The organism is Streptomyces deccanensis, assembly GCF_022385335.1.
GTDB classification, from domain to species: Bacteria; Actinomycetota; Actinomycetes; order Streptomycetales; family Streptomycetaceae; genus Streptomyces; species Streptomyces deccanensis.
The window spans coordinates 7878997-7899517 of sequence record NZ_CP092431.1; the positions used below are offsets into that span (position 1 = coordinate 7878997).

14 protein-coding genes are annotated in these 20521 nt (G+C 70.9%); 11 read left to right on the forward strand and 3 right to left on the reverse strand.

Going from position 1 to position 20521, the window contains the following annotated elements:
- Nucleotides 1–263: 263 nt before the first annotated feature.
- From L3078_RS34940 to L3078_RS34950, 3 genes are all read left to right on the forward strand, one after another.
- Complete coding sequence (locus L3078_RS34940) at nucleotides 264–1490, forward strand: cation:proton antiporter (protein WP_239757919.1); 1227 nt, start codon at nucleotides 264–266, stop codon at nucleotides 1488–1490.
- Between the two features lie 723 nt (nucleotides 1491–2213).
- Nucleotides 2214–3242, forward strand: coding sequence for a PucR family transcriptional regulator (locus tag L3078_RS34945; protein WP_239760579.1), 1029 nt, complete (start codon nucleotides 2214–2216; stop codon nucleotides 3240–3242).
- 246 nt (nucleotides 3243–3488) lie between these two features.
- Nucleotides 3489–4628 (forward strand): ABC transporter substrate-binding protein, encoded by a 1140-nt coding sequence (locus L3078_RS34950; RefSeq protein ID WP_239757920.1) that lies wholly within the window; start codon nucleotides 3489–3491, stop codon nucleotides 4626–4628.
- A gap of 100 nt (nucleotides 4629–4728) precedes the next feature.
- Here the strand turns inward: L3078_RS34950 and L3078_RS34955 are convergent, their stop codons facing one another.
- The gene (locus L3078_RS34955; protein WP_239757921.1) at nucleotides 4729–8382 is read right to left on the reverse strand and encodes a LamG-like jellyroll fold domain-containing protein; all 3654 of its coding nucleotides are present in this window, start codon (nucleotides 8380–8382) and stop codon (nucleotides 4729–4731) included.
- 518 nt (nucleotides 8383–8900) lie between these two features.
- On the opposite strand from L3078_RS34955, the gene L3078_RS34960 reads away from it, so the two are divergent.
- From L3078_RS34960 to L3078_RS34980, 5 genes are all read left to right on the forward strand, one after another.
- Nucleotides 8901–9917, forward strand: a complete 1017-nt coding sequence (locus L3078_RS34960; protein WP_239757922.1) for a LacI family DNA-binding transcriptional regulator — start codon at nucleotides 8901–8903, stop codon at nucleotides 9915–9917.
- A 346-nt stretch (nucleotides 9918–10263) separates the two neighbouring features.
- Complete coding sequence (locus L3078_RS34965; RefSeq protein WP_239757923.1) at nucleotides 10264–11511, forward strand: sugar ABC transporter substrate-binding protein; 1248 nt, start codon at nucleotides 10264–10266, stop codon at nucleotides 11509–11511.
- Between the two features lie 21 nt (nucleotides 11512–11532).
- Complete coding sequence (locus L3078_RS34970) at nucleotides 11533–12516, forward strand: carbohydrate ABC transporter permease (RefSeq protein ID WP_239757924.1); 984 nt, start codon at nucleotides 11533–11535, stop codon at nucleotides 12514–12516.
- Nucleotides 12513–13337 carry a carbohydrate ABC transporter permease gene (locus tag L3078_RS34975; RefSeq protein WP_239757925.1) on the forward strand — a complete coding sequence of 275 codons (825 nt, stop codon included), beginning with the start codon at nucleotides 12513–12515 and terminating at the stop codon, nucleotides 13335–13337. The genes L3078_RS34970 and L3078_RS34975 overlap by 4 nt, the downstream gene beginning before the upstream one ends.
- A 111-nt stretch (nucleotides 13338–13448) precedes the next feature.
- Complete coding sequence (locus L3078_RS34980) at nucleotides 13449–15200, forward strand: MGH1-like glycoside hydrolase domain-containing protein (protein WP_239757926.1); 1752 nt, start codon at nucleotides 13449–13451, stop codon at nucleotides 15198–15200.
- Between the two features lie 165 nt (nucleotides 15201–15365).
- On the opposite strand, the gene kdgD is transcribed toward L3078_RS34980, so the two are convergent.
- Nucleotides 15366–16289: a 5-dehydro-4-deoxyglucarate dehydratase gene (gene kdgD / locus L3078_RS34985; RefSeq protein WP_239757927.1), complete on the reverse strand. Its 924-nt coding sequence runs from the start codon at nucleotides 16287–16289 to the stop codon at nucleotides 15366–15368.
- Nucleotides 16290–16331: 42 nt separating this feature from the next.
- A complete protein-coding gene (locus L3078_RS34990) occupies nucleotides 16332–17297 on the reverse strand; it encodes a LysR family transcriptional regulator (RefSeq protein WP_239757928.1) in 966 nt (321 codons plus the stop codon).
- Nucleotides 17298–17424: 127 nt separating this feature from the next.
- Between L3078_RS34990 and L3078_RS34995 the strand changes: the two genes are divergently transcribed.
- The 3 genes from L3078_RS34995 to L3078_RS35005 are packed head-to-tail and all read left to right on the forward strand — an operon-like array spanning nucleotide 17425 to nucleotide 20474.
- Nucleotides 17425–18435 (forward strand): tripartite tricarboxylate transporter substrate binding protein, encoded by a 1011-nt coding sequence (locus tag L3078_RS34995; RefSeq protein ID WP_239757929.1) that lies wholly within the window; start codon nucleotides 17425–17427, stop codon nucleotides 18433–18435.
- A complete protein-coding gene (locus L3078_RS35000; RefSeq protein ID WP_239757930.1) occupies nucleotides 18432–18932 on the forward strand; it encodes a tripartite tricarboxylate transporter TctB family protein in 501 nt (166 codons plus the stop codon). The genes L3078_RS34995 and L3078_RS35000 overlap by 4 nt, the downstream gene beginning before the upstream one ends.
- A gap of 36 nt (nucleotides 18933–18968) precedes the next feature.
- The gene (locus L3078_RS35005; protein ID WP_239760581.1) at nucleotides 18969–20474 is read left to right on the forward strand and encodes a tripartite tricarboxylate transporter permease; all 1506 of its coding nucleotides are present in this window, start codon (nucleotides 18969–18971) and stop codon (nucleotides 20472–20474) included.
- Nucleotides 20475–20521 lie beyond the last annotated feature (47 nt).

Consider the following 20521-nt stretch of genomic DNA (forward strand, 5'->3'; position numbering starts at 1 on the left):
TCGGCGGCAGTGCCGACGGCGTGTGGGGGGCGTGACATGGGTCGAGTCATCCGCGTACGCGTCGTGAACGCCGCTCGCGACGCCGTTCCCGATACCGGCCGCGCCGCGGGTCCGAGCGAACACCCCGCGTACTGACGCCCCTTCCGCCGCACGCGGAGGAGTCTGTCCGGCAGGTCTCGCGTGCCCGCGCACTCCTGCGCGCGGCCGGACTTCCCTCAGGCACAGACGCCGTCACCGCACTCGTCAACGGAGGACAGACGCCCGTGCATCACACCACAGCCATGCTCATCGAGCTCGGGGCGATCATCCTCGCCCTGGGAATACTGGGCCGCCTCGCCGGACGGGTGGGCTTCTCGCCCATACCCCTCTACCTGCTCGCCGGCCTCGCCTTCGGTCACGGCGGCATCCTCCCCCTGCAGGCGAGCGAGGAGTTCGTCGCCACCGGCGCCGAGATAGGCGTCATCCTGCTGCTGCTCCTGCTCGGCCTGGAGTACAGCGCCTCCGAACTCGTCACCAACCTCAAGTCCCAATACCCCTCCGGCGCGGTCGACTTCGTCCTCAACGCGGCGCCGGGCGCCGCGATGGCGCTGCTGCTGGGCTGGGGCCCGGTTGCTGCGGTCGCCCTGGCCGGCGTCACCTGGATCTCCTCCTCCGGCGTCATCGCCAAGGTCCTCGGCGATCTGCGCCGCCTCGGCAACCGCGAGACCCCGGTCGTGCTGAGCATCCTGGTCCTCGAAGACCTCTCGATGGCCGTCTACCTGCCGATCCTCACCGCCCTGCTCGCCGGGGTGAGCCTCGCGGGCGGCACCCTGACGCTGCTGATCGCGCTGGGCACGGTCGGCGCCGTCCTCTATGTCGCCCTCCGTCACGGCCGGTTGATCAGCCGGGCGGTCTCCTCCGACAACGCCGAGATGCTCCTGCTGGTCGTGCTCGGTCTCACCCTCGTCGTCGCCGGGATCGCCCAGCACCTCCAGGTGTCGGCCGCCGTGGGCGCGTTCCTCGTCGGCATCGCGCTGTCCGGTGAGGTCGCCGAGGGGGCCAGCAGCATCCTGACCCCGCTGCGGGACCTCTTCGCCGCCGTCTTCTTCGTCTTCTTCGGCCTGCACACCGACCCCGCCGACATCCCGCCCGTCCTCCTCCCCGCCCTCGCGCTGGCCGCCGTCACCACCCTGACGAAGATCGCCACCGGGTACTGGGCCGCGCGTCGGGCCGGGATCTCGGCCAAGGGCCGGTGGCGCGCGGGCGGAACCCTGGTCGCGCGGGGCGAGTTCTCCATCGTCATCGCCGGCCTGGCCGTCGGGGTCGAGCCCCGCGTCGGTCCGCTCGCGACCGCGTACGTGCTCCTCCTCGTCGTCCTCGGCCCCCTCACCGCCCGCTGGACCGAACCCCTCGCCACCCGGCTCACGCGCCGCCGCCGGGCGGTCGCGGCCGGGGAGACGCCGACGGCTGAGGCCGAACCCACGACCGAGGCGGTGCACGCGAACGCCTGAGGGGAAGGTGGGCCGCGGCCGCGCACGGGGACCGACCGGAGGCCAGGCGACCCGGCGCCGACACCAGCGGCATCCGGTCGCCCTCGAACCGGACGGTGGAGAGAACGGGGGGAGAGCATGAGCAGCGGGCACGTGAGCGACAGGGGTGTGCAAGGGAGCATCGTGGACGGCAGGGTGGGGCGGGGGGGGAGAACGGTGGACGGCAGGGGGGCGGGGAGCGTGGTGAATGACCGGAGCGGCGCGGGCGGGCGGAACGCGGTTGGTGACCACCTGAGCGACCGGACCGCGACGCCCGGCGCCCCGACCGACGACACGCCGGCCGACCACGGCCTGACCGATAGCGTCCCGGGGGACCGCGCCCCGGCCGACCGCGCCGCGAGGGACCGCGCCCCGGCCGACCGGGCCGCGAGCGGCCGTGACGCAACTGACCGTGGCCCAACTGACCGAGCCTCAACTGACCGCAGCCCGACTGATCGCGGCGCAACCGACCGTGCCCCCACCGACCGCTCCCCAACAGACCGCGCCCCCACTGGCCGTGGCCCAACCGACCGCAGCCCGACTCACCGTGGCGCAACTGACCGCACCCCCACTGACCGCACCCCCACTGACCGCGGCCCAACGGACCGAACCCCAACCGACCGAACCCCAACCGACCGCACCCCGAACGGCCCTGGCCCCACCGACAGTGACCCGGGCCGGAGTTTCCTCGATGGGTTCGAGCGGATTCTCGGGGATGCCGCGGTGACCGGTCGGCGGCTGACGCGGGACGAGATCGAGTCGCGGCGGGCGCTCGGGGCGCGGGCGGCGGAGGCCGGGCACGGGTGGCGTTCGTTGGTGCGGGCGCACCTCGTGGCCGGCCGGGAACACTGGCCCCGGGGCGCCGACCCGGACCGCGTCCTCGCGGTCGTCGAACAGGCCGTGGACGCCTTCGCCGACGGCTACGAGCGCGCCCAGCGGCTCGTGGTGCGCAAGGAGGAGGCCGCCCGCCGGGAGTTCATCGACGACCTCCTGCACGGCCGCGGCGACCCGGGCCAACTCGCGGCCCGTTCCGAACGGTTCGGCCTGCGCCTGTCCCGCGCCCACGCGGTCGCCGTGGCCGAGGGCCCGGAGAAGTACGACGAGACCGACCCGGTGCCCCGGCAGGTGGCGAGCGACCTGTTCGCCCGTTTCGAGAACCGCCGCATCCTGTTCACCACCAAGGACGGCCGCATGGTCTGCGTCGCGCCCGGCGACCAGGACGACGTCCTCACCCACTTCGCCAAGCGCTCCTACGCCGCCACCGGCCGCGCCCAGGTCGCCATCGGTCGCTCCCGGCCCGGCACCGTCGGCATCGGCCACAGCTACGAGGAGGCCCTCAACGCCCTGGACGTGGCCCAGCGCATGGGCCTCGACGAGCCCCTGCTGCGCGCCTCCGACCTGCTGGTCTTCCCCGTGCTGGCGCGGGACCGGCAGGCCCTCGTCGACCTGGTGAGCAGCACGCTCGGCCCGCTGGAGCAGGCGCGCGGCGGCGCGCGCCCCCTGCTCGACACGCTCACGGCGTACTTCGACACCGGCTGTGTGGCCGCCTCGACCGCCCGGCGGCTCTCCCTCAGCGTGCGCGCCCTCACCTACCGGCTGGCCCGCGTCCGCACTCTCACCGGCACCGACCCGACCGACCCCGTCGACCGCTACACCCTCCAGACCGCGGTCATCGGCGCCCGCCTCCTCGACTGGCCGGCCAGACCCCTGAGTTCGACGGAGACGACACCCTAGGGACGCCTGTTCCGCCGGCGGGGGGCGGCGGTGGCCGTCCGTCACCTTCGTCGGAATTCGCCCCGCACGCACAGGGGAACCACCTGTCGCACGGCTGTCACGTCGCTATCACATGGCTGTCGTGGGCGAATTCATCTGAGGAAGCAGATACTGTTTCGTCAGATGTTCCGGCCGCTCAGGCAGATCCCCGTGCCCGTCCGGCCCGCGTACATCGAGCCTCCACCCCCACAGAGAAAGGGCACCCCCGTGACCAGCCTCCCCAGCCGACGACGTCTCCTGGTGACCGGAGCGGGCACCGCGCTCGGTCTCGGCGCGCTCGGCGTCACCGCGTCGCCGGCCTCGGCCGCCCCCGCCGAGTCGTCGCGCGGCTCCGTGGCCGAGGACACCAGGACCCTCGACGAGCTGTACCGGGACGCGATAGCCGAGGGCGGCAAGCTCGTCGTCTACGCGGGCGGCGATCTCGCCGACTCGGGCAGCGGCGCAGGCGCCCGGGCCGCCTTCCGCCAGCGTTTCCCCGAGATCGACCTCAAACTGATCGTCGACTACAGCAAGTACCACGACGTCCGCGTGGACAACCAGTTGGCCACCGACACCCTGGTCCCCGACGTCGTACAGCTCCAGACCCTGCACGACTTCACCCGCTGGAAGCGCGAGGGACGGCTGCTGCGCTACAAGCCCGCCGGGTTCGGCAAGCTGTACAAGAAGTTCCGTGACCCCGACGGCGCCTGGGTCGCCGGCGCGGTCATCGCCTTCAGCTACGTCTACGACGTGGCGGCGGCCGGCGCGAACGCGCCCAAATCTCCGCTGGACCTGGTCGACCCGCGCTGGAAGAACGCGGTCGCCTCCTCCTACCCGCACGACGACGACGCGGTGCTCTACCTCTACGCCCTCTACGCGCAGACCTACGGCTGGGACTGGGTGGCCGCACTCGCCGCCCAGCAGCCGCAGTTCGCCAGGGGCTCGTTCTCGCCCAGCACGGCGATCAACGAGAAGCGGGCGGTCGTGGGGATCGGTACGGGCGCCAGCCCGACCAGCACCGGCCCGATCCGCATGGGGCGGCCCGAAGGGCACCCGTTCATGGCGTGGGGCCAGCGCATCGCGATTCTCCGGCAGGCCGCCCACCCGACGGCGGCCAAGCTCTTCCTGAGCTGGCAGATCTCCACCGAGCGCCAGACCTCCAACGCCTGGTCGGTACGCACGGACATCGCCCCGCCCGCCGGGCTGAAGCCGATCTGGGAGTACCCCGAGGCCAACCTGGACGGCTTCCCCCGCTTCATGGAGGACCGTGCCGCCGTCGAGCGGTGGAAGCAGACGTTCGCCCTCTACTTCGGCGAGGTCAAGGGCGACCCGACGCCGGGCTGGCCCGGCCTGCACCCCGGCGCCTGACCCGCCCGCCGCCCGCGCGGCCGGGAGAACCGCCGGACGGTGAAGGGCCGGACGGCGAAGCGCCCGGATCCGTTCGGACGGATCCGGGCGCCCGCTCGGCTCAGCGCACCTCCTTCGCGTACGGCGCGACCGTGATCCGGTCGATCAGCGGGGCGTGGCGGGAGCGGAGCAGCACGCCGGGGAAGGTGTCCGAGGCGTACGTCGTGCCGTCGAAGTTCGGGAGTTCCTCGGAGCGGAAGGTGAGCGTGTTCTGTCCCTTCCTCAGCTCCACGGGGACGGTCAGCTCCCAGAAGTTGTTCTGGTGGAAGGTGTGCGGGAAGGTCACCCGCCGTGTCCCGCCGCCGTTGACGGTCAGGTCGGCGTGGCGGGCGAGCGGGTCCGGGTTGTAGTGCGTGGCCGGCGACTGCTCGGGGTTGGAGTAGCGGATGCGCAGCGCGTGGGTGCCCGCCCGGTCCGCGGTGACGGTGAACGTGGCGGTGTTGCCGTTGCCCGGGTCGCCGCCGATCCCGGTGATCGCGGTGCCGCCCGTGGCCAGGGACAGGGGGCTGAGCGCGGCCGAACCGGCGAGCTCGGCGTCCTTGCCCTCGTACATACGCGTCGGGAGCGTGCCCTCGGTGGAGGTGACCGTCAGGCGGTCGACGAGGGTGGTGGACGAACCCCCGGTCACCGTCACCTTGTTGACGCCACCGGAGAGGGAGACCGCGACGCCGTTCCCACCCTTGTCCAGCCGCAGCACGTCCTGGCCGTTGACCGAGACGCGGGCGCCCGACCCCTCCAGGGTGTCGAACCGCAGAGTGGCCTCGCGGTCGGCGGGGGAGTAGACCCAGAACGTGGCGGTGCCCTTCTTCGGGAGCCGCGCCGCGCCCGAGCCGGTGGCCGCCCGCTTCGGCAGGTCGTAGACGGGCCGTGCCCCGCCGCCCAGCCAGGCGAGTTCACCCTCGTACACCTGGGTGCGGGCGGAGGCGTCCGGCAGGGTGAGGGTGAGGCGGTCGACGATGGCGTCGCCCTTGGTGACCCGCTTGCCGTCGGCGCTGCTCGCGGCGAGCGTCAGGGTGTGCCTGCCCTTGGTGAGCTTCACCGTGGTGTCGGTGTGGTCCCACACCACCCACTTGTAGCCCAGCGGGAGATACAGCTCCTGCTCGCTGTCCGCCTCGCCGTCGACGCGGAGGAAGACGTTGGTCGGGCCCTGGTCCTTCACCTTGTCGAACGTGTTGAGGGAGTTGGCGAAGACGCTCAGGTCGTAGGTGCCGTCCTCGGGCACGTCCACGGTGAAGTCGAGCGTCATGTCCGAACCGGTGCGCAGGCCGCCGACGTTGTAGCCGCCGGATGTGTAGAACTTCGACACGTCACGCGGGGAGCCCTCGGGTCCGTTCTTCGAGTAGCCGGACCCGGTGTGGGCGGCGTCCTCCGCCTCGTACGACTGCTGCCAGCGCGCGGGCGCGTCCTGCGTGGCCCTGGCCTTCCCGGCGGGGCTGAGCACGATCTCGTACGCCGAGGACTCCTTCAGCGTCGGCAGGGTGCCGTCGCCGAAGTCGACGGAGACCGTGTCGTCGTCGGAGACCTTCAGGTTCGTCTCCGTGAGCAGCCTCGGGCCGGCGCTGTCGCCGAGCTGTCCGCTCCACTCGATCTCGCGGACCCAGGCGTGGACGTATCTGCCGAAGACCTTCTTCGGGACGCCGGCGAAGGTGATGTGTCCCTTGCCGGTGGAGCCGCCGAAGATCAGCCGGGCCTGCTTCTTCCTCTCGTCGAGCGTGGCCACGCCCTGCATGGTGTAGCTCTCGCCCGGGAACGGCGGGCCCACCTCCACCGTGTGCCCGCTCATCGAGGCGTACGCGTTCAGCAGCCACCACTGCCCGTTGCCGCGGCCCGACTGCACGGCCGAGTCGGAGAGGTTGCCGTCGATGTTCCAGTACGCGATGTCGGCGTCCACCTTGGACTCCTCGATCGCGGACACCCACTGGATCATCTGGCCGGGGACCGAGGTGTGGTAGTTGAAGGCGTACTCGTTGATGTTGACGGGCAGTTGGGAGCCCTCACGCGAGGTGCCCTTGAACAGCTCCTTCTCCCAGCCCCGGTATTTGGCGACGCTGTCGCGCACCGCCTCCGGGTGGCTCAGCTCGTGCCAGGTGATCACCTCGGGGAGGGTGCCCGCGGCCAGGGTGTGCGAGAGGAAGCCCTTCACCTGGTCGTACAGGACACTGGTGTTGGGGCCGGCGATCCGGGCGTCCGGCATCCTCTTCTTGATCAGCCGGTACGCGGAGTCCCAGGCGGCGAAGAAGGCGTCGGGGTCGTCGAGCCAGCTGACCTTGTCGTAGCTCCACTCGCCGGTGCCGAACATGTTGCCCTCGGGCTCGTTGAACGGCACGAAGACGATGTTGTCCTGGTACTCCTTCGGCAGCTTCAGGACCTGGTCGACCTGCTTGGCGATCTTCTCCTCGTACTGCTCGACCTTCTCCGCCGGGGTGTCGCCCGGCCACTGGTACGGGAAGCCGCGGTGGATGTCGGTCATGTAGATGTACACATCGCCGTCGGTGGAGTCCGCCAGCGGCTTCACCACCTCCAGCGCGTCGGCCCCCGGGTGCTGCGGACCGTCCTGCGCCTTGGTGGAGACCGTGCGCAGCCCCATGCCCTCGATGAGGTTGTTGGTGGGCACGTCCGGCCCGTACACGCCGTAGAGGGTGCCGGAGGCACCGCCGTGGAACGCGCCGGTGTCCGAGGTGAGGTCGACGGTGAGCTGCCCCTCCCGGACCACGGCGACGGTCGCCTGCACGTCCTGTCCGGCCGCGCGCCCGGCCACCGTGAACGTGCCGGGCCGGGCGTACTTCTCCTCCGGTACGGCGTCCCAGACGACCGGCGTGTCACGGTCGTAGCCGTCGGACCAGGAGGAGCGGACCGACGTGGGCAGGGTCGGGGCGGTCCCGGTGGTGGTGCGCACGTCGAAGGACGTCCGCGACAGCGTCCGGAGGGTGGGGGTGTCGCCGACCATCTGCGCCACCTGCTCGGCGCTCAGCGCCGAGTGCCACACCGTGAAGTCGTCGATCGCGCCCTTGAGCAGCGGGTCCGGCCAGAACGACTTGCCGATGTAACCGGCGGCCGTGGCCGAGGCGTCCAGCAGCTCCTTGGCCTTCACCCCGGTCTTCGCGGAGGAGACGGCCACGCCGTCCAGGTAGGTGGTGACCCGTCCGGCGGCGGTGTCGAGGGTGACCGTGACCGTCCGCCAGGCGTCGGCGGGGAGCGCCGCGTACCCGGAGACCTGGGACTCCGCGCCCCCGCCGCCGGTGGTCACGGCGGTGCGCAGCACCCCGCCGTTGTTGGACGGGGTGGTGAAGAGGTACCTCGTGGTGTCGGTGCCCAGGTCGAAGATCCGCTGCCAGGACGCCTTGTCGCCGTCCCACTTCAGACGGGCCGACACCGTCAGGTCGGTCGCGTCGCCGACCACCGCCCGGGGCAGGCGGACGTACGCGCCGTCGGAGGTGGGCGCGCCGCCGGGCAGGGCGAGCGCCCTGCCGCCGCCCGTGCCCTCGACGGACCGCGCGGTGGAGCCGTTGACCAGGCTCGCCGTCAGACCGTTGCCGGAGACGTCCGTGATCCTCCCGGACGCGAGGTCGTCCTCGTCGAAGGTGTAGCGGGCCGTGGGCCGGGGCGCGTCGGCCGCCTGGGCGGGGGCGGCCGGCGCGACCAGCGCGCCCGCGCTGAGGGCCAGCGCCACGGCGGCCGGGGCCCGGCGCCGGGCTGATCTGTCAGCGGATGACATGGGGTGCGTCCTCGATCCTTGAGTAACGGGTGCCGGTCGGCCCGCCCGGGCCCCGGCCGCGCGTCCGTGTGCCGGGGCGCGGGGCGGGTCCGAGGGGGGTGCGGGGGGTACGGGTGGCAGCGATGCGGAATCGGTTCGATCGGCCGCGCTCCGGAGCCGGGGCGGCGGATCCGGGCGGCCGTGACGGGCTCCGCGGACCAGGATGTGCGCGGAACCGGGGCCGGCCACCGGAAGGATCACTTCGTCGAACCGGTTCGCAGGAAGCTAGCACCGGGGAATTCAGGCAGCAATACCCCGGACGTGAGCGGAGCCGATGAAGGCCGTGAAACGTCCGGATTGCCATGCTGTGACGAGAAGTGCCGTGCGGGGTGTTGACAGCCGTCCGCCGTGTTCCTACCTTCACTTCACGCGAACCGGTTCGACAACCGGAGAACGCACCCTCATCGGCCCACCCGTCCACGCGGCTCGGACGCTCCGCTACCGTGGAGCGCCGAACCGGTTCGAGCAAGGAGCCCTCCGTGAACATCGGTGAGATCGCCCGGCGAGCCGGTGTCTCGCGGAGCACCGTGTCCTACGCGCTGAGCGGCAAACGCCCCGTGTCGGACGACACCCGCCGGAAGATCCAGCGGGTCATCGACGAGCTGGACTACCGGCCCAACGCCAGCGCCCGCGCCCTGGCCAACGGGCGGACCAACACGATCGGTCTGGTCTTCCCGCCGGCCGGCAACCACTACACGGGCATGCAGCTGGACTTCATCGGAAGTGTGGTGGAGGCCGCCGCCGCCCACGACTACGACGTGCTGCTGTCGCCCAGCGGCGTCGACAGCGACCGTTCCTTCCAGCGGCTGCTGGGGGAGCGGCGGGTCGACGGCGCGATCCTGATGGAGATCAGACTGGAGGACGACCGGGTCGATCACCTGGCCGCCCTGGACTTCCCCTCCGTCGCCATCGGCCGCACCGCCCGGCCGGAGGGCGGCTGGTGGGTGGGCCTGGACCACACCGCGCTGGCGGCGGCGTGCGTCCACCACCTCGCGGACCTCGGCCACCGCAGGGTCGCCTTCGTCAACCGGCCCGAGCAGCTGCTGCGGGCCGGGTACGAGTCAGCGCACCGGGGCCTCGACGGCTTCACCAAGGCCGCCGCCGAGCGGGGCCTGACCGTGCGGTCGTACACCTGCGGGGACGACGCCGGCTCCGGGCAGGCGTGCCTGGAGCGGATCCTTCGGGACGACCCGGCGACCACGGCCCTGGTCACCCTGAACGAGGCGGCGCTGGGCGGCCTCTACCGGGGGCTGGCCCGGGCCGGCCGCCATGTGCCGCGCGACTTCTCCGTCACCGGGGTGGTGGCCGCCCGCTGGGCGGAGACGGTGACACCGCAGCTCACCGCGGCGGACGTACCGGCGGAGGAGCTGGGCCGTCTCGCCGTCGACCTCCTCGTCGAACGGCTGGACGACCCCGACGCGACGCCCCGGAACCACCTCCTCGTACCGCCGATCTCCCTGCGCGCCAGCACCGGTCCGGCCTTCGGGGCCACCTGACCCCGAAGGCCCCGGCCCGCTGACCCGACTACAGCACGCACCCTGACCTGACGACAGCTTCGGCCCCTGCCCTGACGACAGCCTCGGCCCGCTGACCCGACGACAGCCCCGGCCCCTGACCCGACGACAGCCCCGGCCGCTCCGACGACAGCCCGGCCCCTGCCCTGACGACCGCCCCGGCCCCTGCCCTGACCACGGCCTCGCCCGACCTGACTCCAGCCTCGCCCTTCTGCCTGATGACGGCCTCGGCACCCGAATCCCTCCTCGCCGTCGTTCGGCGTGCCCGGCTTCCTCCCTCATCCCTCCCTCTCACGGCACACCCATGCCTGAAGCTAAGGAATCCGCCATGCACAGCACCTCCAGACAGCGCCGTCTGACCGTCGCAGCCCTGACGGCCCTGGCCGTGACCGCCGGCTCCACCGCATGCTCCTCCGGCTCGGGCAGCACCGGCGCCAAGGACGCGGACAGCGGCACGTACACCGTCTGGGACCCGTACCCGCAGTTCGCCAAGGGCTCGGCGTGGACGAAGCTGCTGGACAAGTGCGGCACCGACGCGGGCGTGAAGATCAAGCGGACCGGCTTCGACACCAGCGACCTGCCCAACAAGACCCTGCTGGCGGCTCAGCAGGGCAACTCCCCGGACGTCCTCATCGTCGACAACCCGGTGGTCTCCACCCTGGCCGAGGCGGGCGTGCTCACCACGACCGACGACAACAAGCTCGACACCTCGGCGGTGGACCCCAACCTGCTCGCGGCCGGCCAGTCCGGCGGCAAGACCTACGGCACCCCGATCGGCGCCAACACCCTCGCCCTCTACTACAACAAGGAGGTACTGAAGGAGGCCGGCGTCGACATCGCCTCGGTCAAGGACTGGACGTCGCTGACGGCGGCGCTGGCGAAGGTCGAGAAGGCCGGCAAGAAGGGGATCACCTTCTCGGCGATCGGCACGGAGGAGGGCAGCTTCCAGTTCCTGCCCTGGTTCTGGGGCGCGGGCGCCCAGCTCACCGCACTCGACTCCGCCGAGGCCGTCTCCGCGCTGTCCCTGTGGAAGGGCTGGCTAGACAAGGGCTACGCCCCCAACTCGGTCATCAACAACACCCAGACCACCAGCTGGCAGGAGTTCGCCACCGGCGACTACGCGTTCAGCGAGAACGGCACCTGGCAGCTCGCGGGCGCCGAGAAGGCCGGCTTCGACTACGGCGTGATACCCGTCCCGGCCGCCGAGGGCGGCAACGCGGCGGCCCCAACCGGTGGCGAGTTCGTGACCGTCCCGGTCCAGAAGGACGCCGCCCGCTACGCCACCTCGCAGAAGCTCGTCACCTGCCTCACCAGCACCGACAACCTCAACGACACCGACACCACCCTGTCCTACGTCGCTCCCACCGGCGAGGTCCAGGACAAGCAGGTCGCGGCGAACGCCGAGCTGAAGCCGTGGGTCGAGGCGGTCAAGGCGGCCAAGGGCCGGACCAGCGACGACCTGGGCACCAAGTACCCCAAGATCTCCGAGCAGTTGTGGAAGGCCGTCCAGTCCGCGCTCAGCGGCGCCGAGTCGCCGAAGGACGCGCTGGTCAAGGCCCAGTCGGCCGTCAAGTAGCCAGGGATGCCCGGTCCGCCGATGAACGACACGAAACAGCTCCCGGACCGCCGGTCCGCGCACGACCGGAACGGGGCGGCCACCACCGCCCCGCCCCGGGGCCCCGCGCGCGTCCGCCGCCGTCCGGCCTCCTCACAGTGGGCCGCCTGGGCCTTCCTCGCCCCGGTCACCCTCTACCTCGCCCTCTTCTACGCCTATCCCCTCTACCGCAACCTCGACCTGAGCCTGCGCGACTACACCGTCCGCTCCTTCGTCGAGGGCGACGCGCCCTTCATCGGCCTGGCGAACTATCAGAAGGTCTTCGACGACCCGACCTTCGCGCCCGCCCTGCTGCACACCGTCGTCTTCACCGCCGTGTGCCTGGTCTTCCAGTACGCCATCGGCCTGGCGCTCGCGGTCTTCTTCCACCAGCACTTCCGGCTCTCCACCACCCTGCGGGCCCTGTTCCTGGTGCCCTGGCTGCTGCCGCTGATCGTGTCCGCCTCCACCTGGTCGTGGATGTTCAACAGCGACTCCGGCATCGTCAACGCCGCCCTGCACGCCGTCGGCGTCGGGCCGGTGAACTGGCTGACCTCACCGGACTGGTCGCTGACCTCGGTGATCATCGCGAACATCTGGATCGGGGTCCCCTTCAACCTGGTCGTTCTGCACAGCGGTCTGCAGTCCGTCCCCGGATCGCTGTACGAGGCCGCGGCCCTCGACGGGGCGAACGCCTGGCAGCGGTTCTGGCGCATCACCTTCCCCCTGCTGCGCCCGGTCTCCGCCATCACCCTGCTGCTGGGCCTCGTCTACACGCTCAAGGTCTTCGACATCATCTGGATCATGACCAAGGGCGGCCCGGCTGACTCGTCCACCACCTTCGCCACCTGGTCCTACCAGCTCGGCTTCGGCAACCTGCTGCCCGCCTTCGGCCCCGGCGCGGCCGTCGGCAACCTGCTCGTGGTCGCCGCCCTGGTCTTCGGTCTGGTGTACGTCCGGGCCCAGCGGAAGCAGGCACTGTCATGAACCGAAGCACCTCCCGCAGCTGGTGGAAGACGGCCGTCGGCCTGCTGCTCACCGGGGTCATGCTCTTCCCGGTCTACTGGATGGTCAACGTCTCCTTCACTCGCGACCAGGACATGCGCAAGAGCCCGCCGGACCTGTTCCCGGCCCACGGCACCCTGGCCGGCTACCGCACCGTGCTCGACGAGCAACTGCCCTACCTCGCCACCAGCCTCGTCGTCGCCCTCGGCACCGTCGTCCTGACCGTGGCCCTGGCCGCGCCCGCCGGCTACGCCCTGGCCAAGCTGCGCCCGCGCGGCGGCGGCGTACTGAGCTTCCTGCTCCTGGCCGCCCAGATGGTCCCCGGCATCATCATGGCGATGGGCTTCTACGCCATCTACCTCCAGCTCGGCCTGCTCCAGACCGTCCCCGGCCTGATAGTCGCCGACTCCACCCTCGCCGTCCCCTTCGCGGTGCTCATCTTCACCGCGTTCATGTCCGGCATCCCCGGCGAACTGCTCCAGGCCGCGCAGATGGACGGGGCGCGGGCGCTGCGCACCTTCTGGTCGATCGTCCTGCCGATGAGCCGCAACGCCGTCGTCACGGTCTCGCTGTTCGCGTTCCTGTGGTCCTGGTCCGACTTCGTCTTCGCCAACACCCTGGTCAACGGCGGGGCCCACGAACCGATCACCCTCGGCGTCTACCACTACATCGGCAACAACAACCAGGAGTGGAACGCCATCATGGCCACCGCCGTCGTGGCCTCCCTGCCCGCGGCGGTCATCCTCGTCCTCGCCCAGCGCTATGTGGCGGCCGGTGTCACCACCGGCGCCGTCAAGGACTGAGCCCCGTCAAGGACTGAGCCCCGCCAAGGATTGCCCTGACCCGCCACCACGGCCGGCGCCCTCGCGCGCCGGCCGGTCGGCACCCCCTGCTCCAGAAACGAGTCACGTCACATGACCGCCGCCCGATCCGGCCCGGCCTTCTCCGTCCACGACATCCCGTTCAGCGCGCACGGATCCTGGTTCGACATCTCCCCCGTCGTCGCGGAGAAGACCTACGCCGAGGATCTCCACCTCGTCTCGCACCAGAACGGCATGCACGGCGTGCTGCGCCTGCTCCCCCTCGACCCGGCGACGGGCGCGCGGGCCGAGACCCGCGTCGAGGCCACACCGGGCCTGCTCACCTGGACCGCCGGGAGCGGACGGGTCGAACTCGCCTACGAGCGACCGGACACCGTACGCCTGCGGGGCAGCGGCCCGGACTTCGCCGTCCTCGCAGCCGCGCGGACCCTGACCCCGTTCAGCGGCACGTACTTCTTCCACGACCCGGCGGCGGACGCGCACGTGTTCACCTCGTACGAGACCGGCCGCCGCTACCGCGTCACCCTGCTGTCCGGCGTCCTCGCCGACACGGATGGGGGGGACCAGGCCCTGGGCGGCGCCGACCGAGGCGTCACCGTGTCCGGGAGGGGGGACGGCGGCTGGGAGATCGCGATCGAGGAGTACGACACCGCCCGTGCCCCCTACGTGTCCTCGGCGCCCTTCGACGCCGTCGTGGCCGCCGCGCGCGCCGCCTTCGCGGACTTCGTCGACGCCGTGGCCCCCTGGCGCTCGGACGCCACCCCGGCCGCCGAACTCGCCGCCTACGTCGTCTGGTCGGCGACCGTGGCCGCGAAGGGCCTGGTCACCCGGCCGGGTGTGCTGATGTCCAAGCACTGGATGGACAAGGTCTGGAGCTGGGACCACTGCTTCAACGCCCTTGCCCTGGCCGAGGGTTCGCCGGGGCTGGCCTGGGACCAGTTCCACCTGCCCTTCGACCACCAGGACGAGAGCGGCGCGCTGCCGGACTCGGTCACCCACTCCGAGGTGCTGTACAACTTCGTCAAACCGCCCATCCACGGCTGGGCCTTCGGCCATCTGCGCCGCACCCTGCCGACACCTCCCGACCGGGCCGAACTCGCCCTCACGTACGAGCGTCTGGAGCGCTGGACCGACTTCTGGCTCACCGCCCGGCGCGTCCCCGGCGCCGCCCTGCCGCACTACCAGCACGGCAACGACAGCGGCTGGGACAACGCCACCACCTTCGACCCCGAGCGGGTGGTCGTCACCGCCGACCTCGCGGCCTTCCTCGTCCTCCAGCTCCACGAACTCGCCTCCCTGGCACGGGAGTTGGGTAAGCAGGACGAGGCCGTACGGTGGACGCGGACGGCCGAGGAGATCCGGACCGCGCTGCTCGACCAGCTCTGGACCGGGGAGAGGTTCGTCGCCCGCTCGGCCCGCACCGGGGACACCTGGAGCAGCGCCGGCCTCCTCGACCTGATGCCCATCGCGCTGGGCGAGCACCTGCCCGCCGAGGTCGCCGGCGCGCTCGCCGACCACATCAAGGCCCACCTGACCCCGTACGGCCTCGCCACCGAACTGCCCACGTCTCCGCACTACTTGGCCGACGGCTACTGGCGCGGCCCGATCTGGGCCCCCGCCACCGTCCTCGTCGAGGACGGCCTGCGCCGCGCCGGCCACGAACGCCTCGCGGACGACATCAGCGCCCGCTTCCGCGCCCTGTGCGAGACCCACGGATTCGCCGAGAACTTCGACGCCCTCACCGGCACCGGCCTGCGCGACCGCGCCTACACCTGGACCGCGAGCAGCTACCTCCTCCTGGCCCGCGCCCACCACCTGCGCGGCATCCACCAGCCCCATCCCTGACGGAACGTGAGCACATGTCTCCACGGCACCACCCGGACACTGCTCCCGCTGACCGTCCTGGCCGGCCTCACCGCCGCGATCGCGGCGCCGGCCGCCGCCGCGGAATCGAACGGGGTGCGCCGGCATCCGCGGCAGCGGCTCCGCCGTACTGCCTGCGGTTCGCGGTCATGACGGTCGATCGATCTTGGCGATCAGCGCGGCGAGTTCCTCGCGTTCCTCGCCGGTCAGGTCGGTCAGCGGCGGTCTGACCCGCCCGCCGTCGCGCCCGACGGCGGTGAGGCCCGCTTTGACGATGGAGACCGCGTAGCCTCGGGCGCGGTTGCGGATGTCGATGTAGGGGATGAGGAAGTCGTTGATCATCCCGTAGACGGCGTCCCTGTCCTGGGCGCGGACCGCCGCGAAGAACCGCAGGGCGAACTGCGGGACGAAGTTGTAGATCGCCGAGGAGTAGGTGTTCACGCCCAGCTGCAGCAGGGGCAGGGCGAAGGTCTCGGCCGTCGGCAGGCCGCCGATGTAGATGAGCCGGTCGCCGACCTTGGCGTACGTGCGGGTCATGCGCTCGATGTCGCCGACGCCGTCCTTCAGGCCGATGAGGTTGGGGTTGCGCTCCGCGAGTTCGGCGACCGTGTCGTCCTCCAGCACCGCGTTGGCCCGGCTGTAGACGATGACGCCGAGGTCGGTCGCCCGGCAGACGGCGCTGATGTGCGCGAGGAGTCCGGCCTGGCTGGCCTCGGTGAGGTAGGGCGGCATCAGCAGGATGCCGGCCGCGCCGGCGTGCTGCGCGGCGACGGCTTGCGCGGTCGCCTGGGCGGTGCCGCCGGTGGCCGGGGCGATGACCGGCACACGGGATCCGACCTCGTCGACGGCGCTGCGTACGACGGCGTCGATCTCCTGCGAGGTGAGCGAGAAACCTTCGCCGGTGCCGCCGGCGGCGAACAGTCCGGCGACGTCGAAGTCGGCTTGCCATGCGAGATGGTCGCGATACCTGGTCTCGTCGAAGGCGCCCTGGTCGTCGAAGTGCGTCACAGGGAAGGAGAGCAGGCCGGTGGTCAATTGACGGGCGAGTCCAGCAGGGGGAGTCAGCGTCACGCCGCCACGGTAAGAGCGGCCATGATGCTTGTCCAAGAGTGTTCACGCATTGTGTGATGCCGCTTCGGTATCAGTCTCCTCGCCGGTACGGGGCGACACCACGGGCCCGGTCGGGTGCTCCCGCGGTTCCAGGTCCTCGAGCGCGGCCAGCACCTGCGCGAGGGCGGGATTGCGCGATTGCCGCGGCCACAACAGATGCAGCTCCACCGGTCGGGGTACCTGCGTGGCCAGCGGGACGAAAGCGACATGGGGGATGCCGAGCAAGGTGGCGGAGGCGGGCACGAAGGCGACACCCCGCCCGGCGGAGACCAGCCACAGCATCGTGAGGATCTGGCTCACGCTGTGCACCACCCGTTCCTGGGCGAGCGGGACCATGCTGACCATCAGGTCGTAGAAGTACCGCGCCTTGCGCTGCGAGTGGAAGATCAGCGGTTCACCGGCCAGGTCGTCGGCGCGAGCGGGCCGGTCCAGGCCGGCCAGCCGGTGCCCGTCGGACACCGCGAGCAACAGCGCCTCCTGCTGGATCAGGCGCGAGTCGAAGAGCTCGGAGTCGAACGGCGGGCGGGCGAGCCCGAGGTCGATGTCCTCGCCGGCGAGGGCGTCGATCTGCTCGCGCGTCACCATCTCGAACAGCTCGATGCGGACCTCCGGCAGGCTCTGCTCCAGCCGGTCGAGGATGCGGCCGAGCGTGCCGAAGGTCGACGCGGCGGTGAAGCCGAGCCGCACCACGCCGCGGGAACCCGAGTGGATGCGGCGGGCCAGGTCCGGGGCGGCCTCGGCGATCGCCAGGATGCGCCTGGCCTCGACCAGGAACGCCGCACCGGCCGGCGTGAGAGCCACATGCTGCTTGTCCCGCTCGAGGAGCTGTACGTCGACGGCCGCTTCGAGCTTCTGGATCTGACGGCTCAACGGCGGCTGGGTCATGCGCAGTCGTGCCGCCGCCCGGCCGAAGTGAAGTTCCTCGGCGACGGCGACGAATCCCCGTAGTTGCCCCAAGGTATACGTCATGCAAAAAAGGTATCACCCCATGCGCTAACGGAGTTGGACAGGCATGACGGGCGGTCATAGGCTGCGCGACACCGTGGAACCGAGACCCATGTCACATCTCCGCCCAACTCGCTTGAGGGAGACGCTCATGCACACCAGGCTTCGGCTTCACCGCCGCATGGCCGCGGTCGCCGCGGTCGCCGCCGTGATCGCGCTGCCCGGCTGTGGTGGCAACGTCGGAGATGACGGGTCCAAGGACGACAGCTCGTTCCCGGACAGAGCCATCACCCTGCTCGTCGGTCAGGACCCCGGCGGCAGCACCGACCTCATCGCCCGCGCGGCCGCCGAGCCCGCCGGCGCCGACCTCGGAGAGAACATCACGGTCGTCAACAAGCCCGGCGCCAACGGCGCTGTCGCCGCCAAGGAACTGGCCGGTGCCAAGGCCGACGGCCACACCATCATGCTCTTCGTGGGCTCGCTTGCCTACATCACGCCCTTGGCCGTGTCCGCCGACGAAGCCGTCGACATCAACGACTACGAAGTCGTCACCGGCCTCTCCCAGGACGACTATGTCCTGGTCGCCGGCCCCAAGTCCGGTTTCAAGACGGTCAAGGACATCGTCGACGCCGACCGCTCGGTCAAGTACGGCACGACCGGCGTCGGCACGGGCAGCCACCTCAGCCAGGCGCTGCTGTTCTCCCAGGCGAAGGTGAAGGCGACCGCCGTGCCGTTCGACGGCGGAGCACCCACACTCACCGCCCTCCTGGGCGGTCAGGTCGACGTCGCCTCGATCCAACTCGGTGAGGCCCAGCCCCAGATCGAGGCGGGGAAGATCACCCCCCTCGTCACCTTCGCGGAGAAGCGGCCCACGTACATGGCCGACATCCCCACCGCGGTCGAGGCCGGCTACGACGTCCCGGTGCAGCAGTCGCGTGCCGTCGTCGCCCCGAAGGGCACTCCCAAGAAGGTCGTCGACCGGCTGCGGACGGCGTTCCGCAAGGCGTTCGAGGACAAGAAGTACCAGGACTTCAACACGCAGCGACTCCTCACACCCAGCGAGGTCGAGGGCGCCGAGTTGGTCAAGCAGTGGACCGGTTCGCTGGAGAAGTACCGGGCCCTCGTCGACGAGTACCAGATCGACATGAGCGGGAACGGATGACCATGTCCACCGAGAACCCGTCGACCGTCGACGACCCCTCCGACGACACCCGGCCGCCGCCCGCGGGCCCGGTGACCAACCTCGTCACGGCCGCGGTCGTCGTGGTTCTCGGTGGCGCGGCGCTCGCCGGGGCACTGAGCCTGGGCACAGGCAGCCCCTCGAAACCCGGACCCGGCACCTGGCCGGCCCTGGTGAGCACGGCACTGATCGTTCTCGGCGTGCTCCTGGCCGCCGCTGCCCGGCGCACGGACGACGCCGAGCGGTTCACCCGCACCAGCCTCCTGGTGATCGTGGCGGTCGGGACCATGGTGGCCTACGTCGCGGTCATCGGCGTGATCGGCTTCGAGATCCCCACCGCCCTCCTGGCCTTCTTCTGGCTACGGATCCTGGGCCGGGAGAGCCTGCGGACCTCCATCGTCGTCAGCCTCGGCGCCACCTGCGTGTTCTACGCCCTGTTCGTCGGCGCGCTGAAGGTCACCATCCCGCACCTGTTCTGACCGCACACCACCACACCTCGGGGAGGATGGTTGGACGTGTCCCCCGTGCTCGACGGCTTCGGCGTCGTCCTCGAGCCGACCAACCTGTTGTACTGCCTTGTCGGTGTCGTCATCGGCATGCTGATCGGTGTCCTGCCCGGTCTGGGACCGGCCGCCACCATAGCCATTCTGCTTCCGATCACCCTGGGCCTCGAACCCGTCACCGCGATCATCATGCTGGCGGGCATCTTCTACGGAGCCCAGTACGGCGGCACCATCACCTCCGTACTGCTGCGCCTGCCCGGTGAAGCATCCTCCGTCGTCACCGTCTTCGACGGCCACGCCCTCGCCCGCCAGGGCAAGGCCGGCACCGCCCTGGGCATCGCCGCCATCGGCTCCTTCGTCGGCGGCACCCTCGCCATCGTCGCCCTCAGCCTGGTCGCCCCCCTGGTCGCCGAATTCGCCCTGGACTTCGGCCCACCCGAATACACGATGCTGGCGCTGCTCGGCATCCTGCTGGTGGCCGCCGTCTCGGGCGGCGGCATGCTCAAAGCCCTCATCGCCGCCGCCCTCGGCCTGCTGCTCGCCACCGTCGGCCGAGACGGCTTCACCAGCGCCGAACGGTTCACCTTCGACAGCCTGTCGCTCGCGGACGGCCTGGACTTCGTCCCCATCGCCATGGGCCTCTTCGGCCTGGGCGAGATCCTCCACACCCTGGAAGAACGCCACCGCGCAGCTCACGCACCCACCGAGGTCGCCAACGTCTGGCCCAGCCGCGCCGACCTGCGCCAGTCCTCCGGCGCGATCGGCAGAGGCGGCGTCATCGGCTTCGTCCTCGGCATTCTCCCCGGTGGCGGCGCGGTCCTCGCCTCGCTCGCCGCCTACGCCCTGGAAAAACGCCGATCACGCACCCCGGAGCGCTTCGGCCGCGGCGCCGTCGAAGGTGTCGCCGCACCCGAGACCGCCAACAACGCGGCCGCCACGTCCTCGTTCATCCCGCTGCTGTCCCTCGGCATACCCGCCAACGCCACCATGGCGGTCATCTTCGGTGCCCTCCTGATCCAGGGCATCACCCCTGGCCCTCAACTCGTCACCGAGAACCCCGAGTTGTTCTGGGGCGTGGTGAACTCGATGTACATCGGGAACATCCTTCTGCTCATCATGAGCATCCCGCTCGTAGGACTGTTCGTACGCATCCTGCGCGTACGCCCGACCGTCCTCGCCCCCCTCACCGTCCTCATCACCCTCATCGGCGCCTACACCGTCAACAACAGCGTCTTCGACATCGGACTCGTGGTCTTCTTCGGCGTGCTCGGATACCTCATGAAGAAGCTCGGATTCGACCCGGGCCCACTCGTCCTCGCCTTCGTCCTCGGATCACTCCTGGAAAGCTCACTGCGCCGCTCACTGCTGCTCTTCGAAGGCAACCCCGGCGGCTTCCTCACCCGCCCGATCTCGGGAACGCTGTTCGCGCTCCTCCTCGCCGTCGCACTGCTGCCGGTGGCCCGGGCGATCCGACGCAACCGCGGAACCGACCCCCGACGCAGCAAGGAACCGGTATGACCAGGTCAGCAGGCGATGTGAGGTGCCGTGCCCCTAGCCTCACAGGG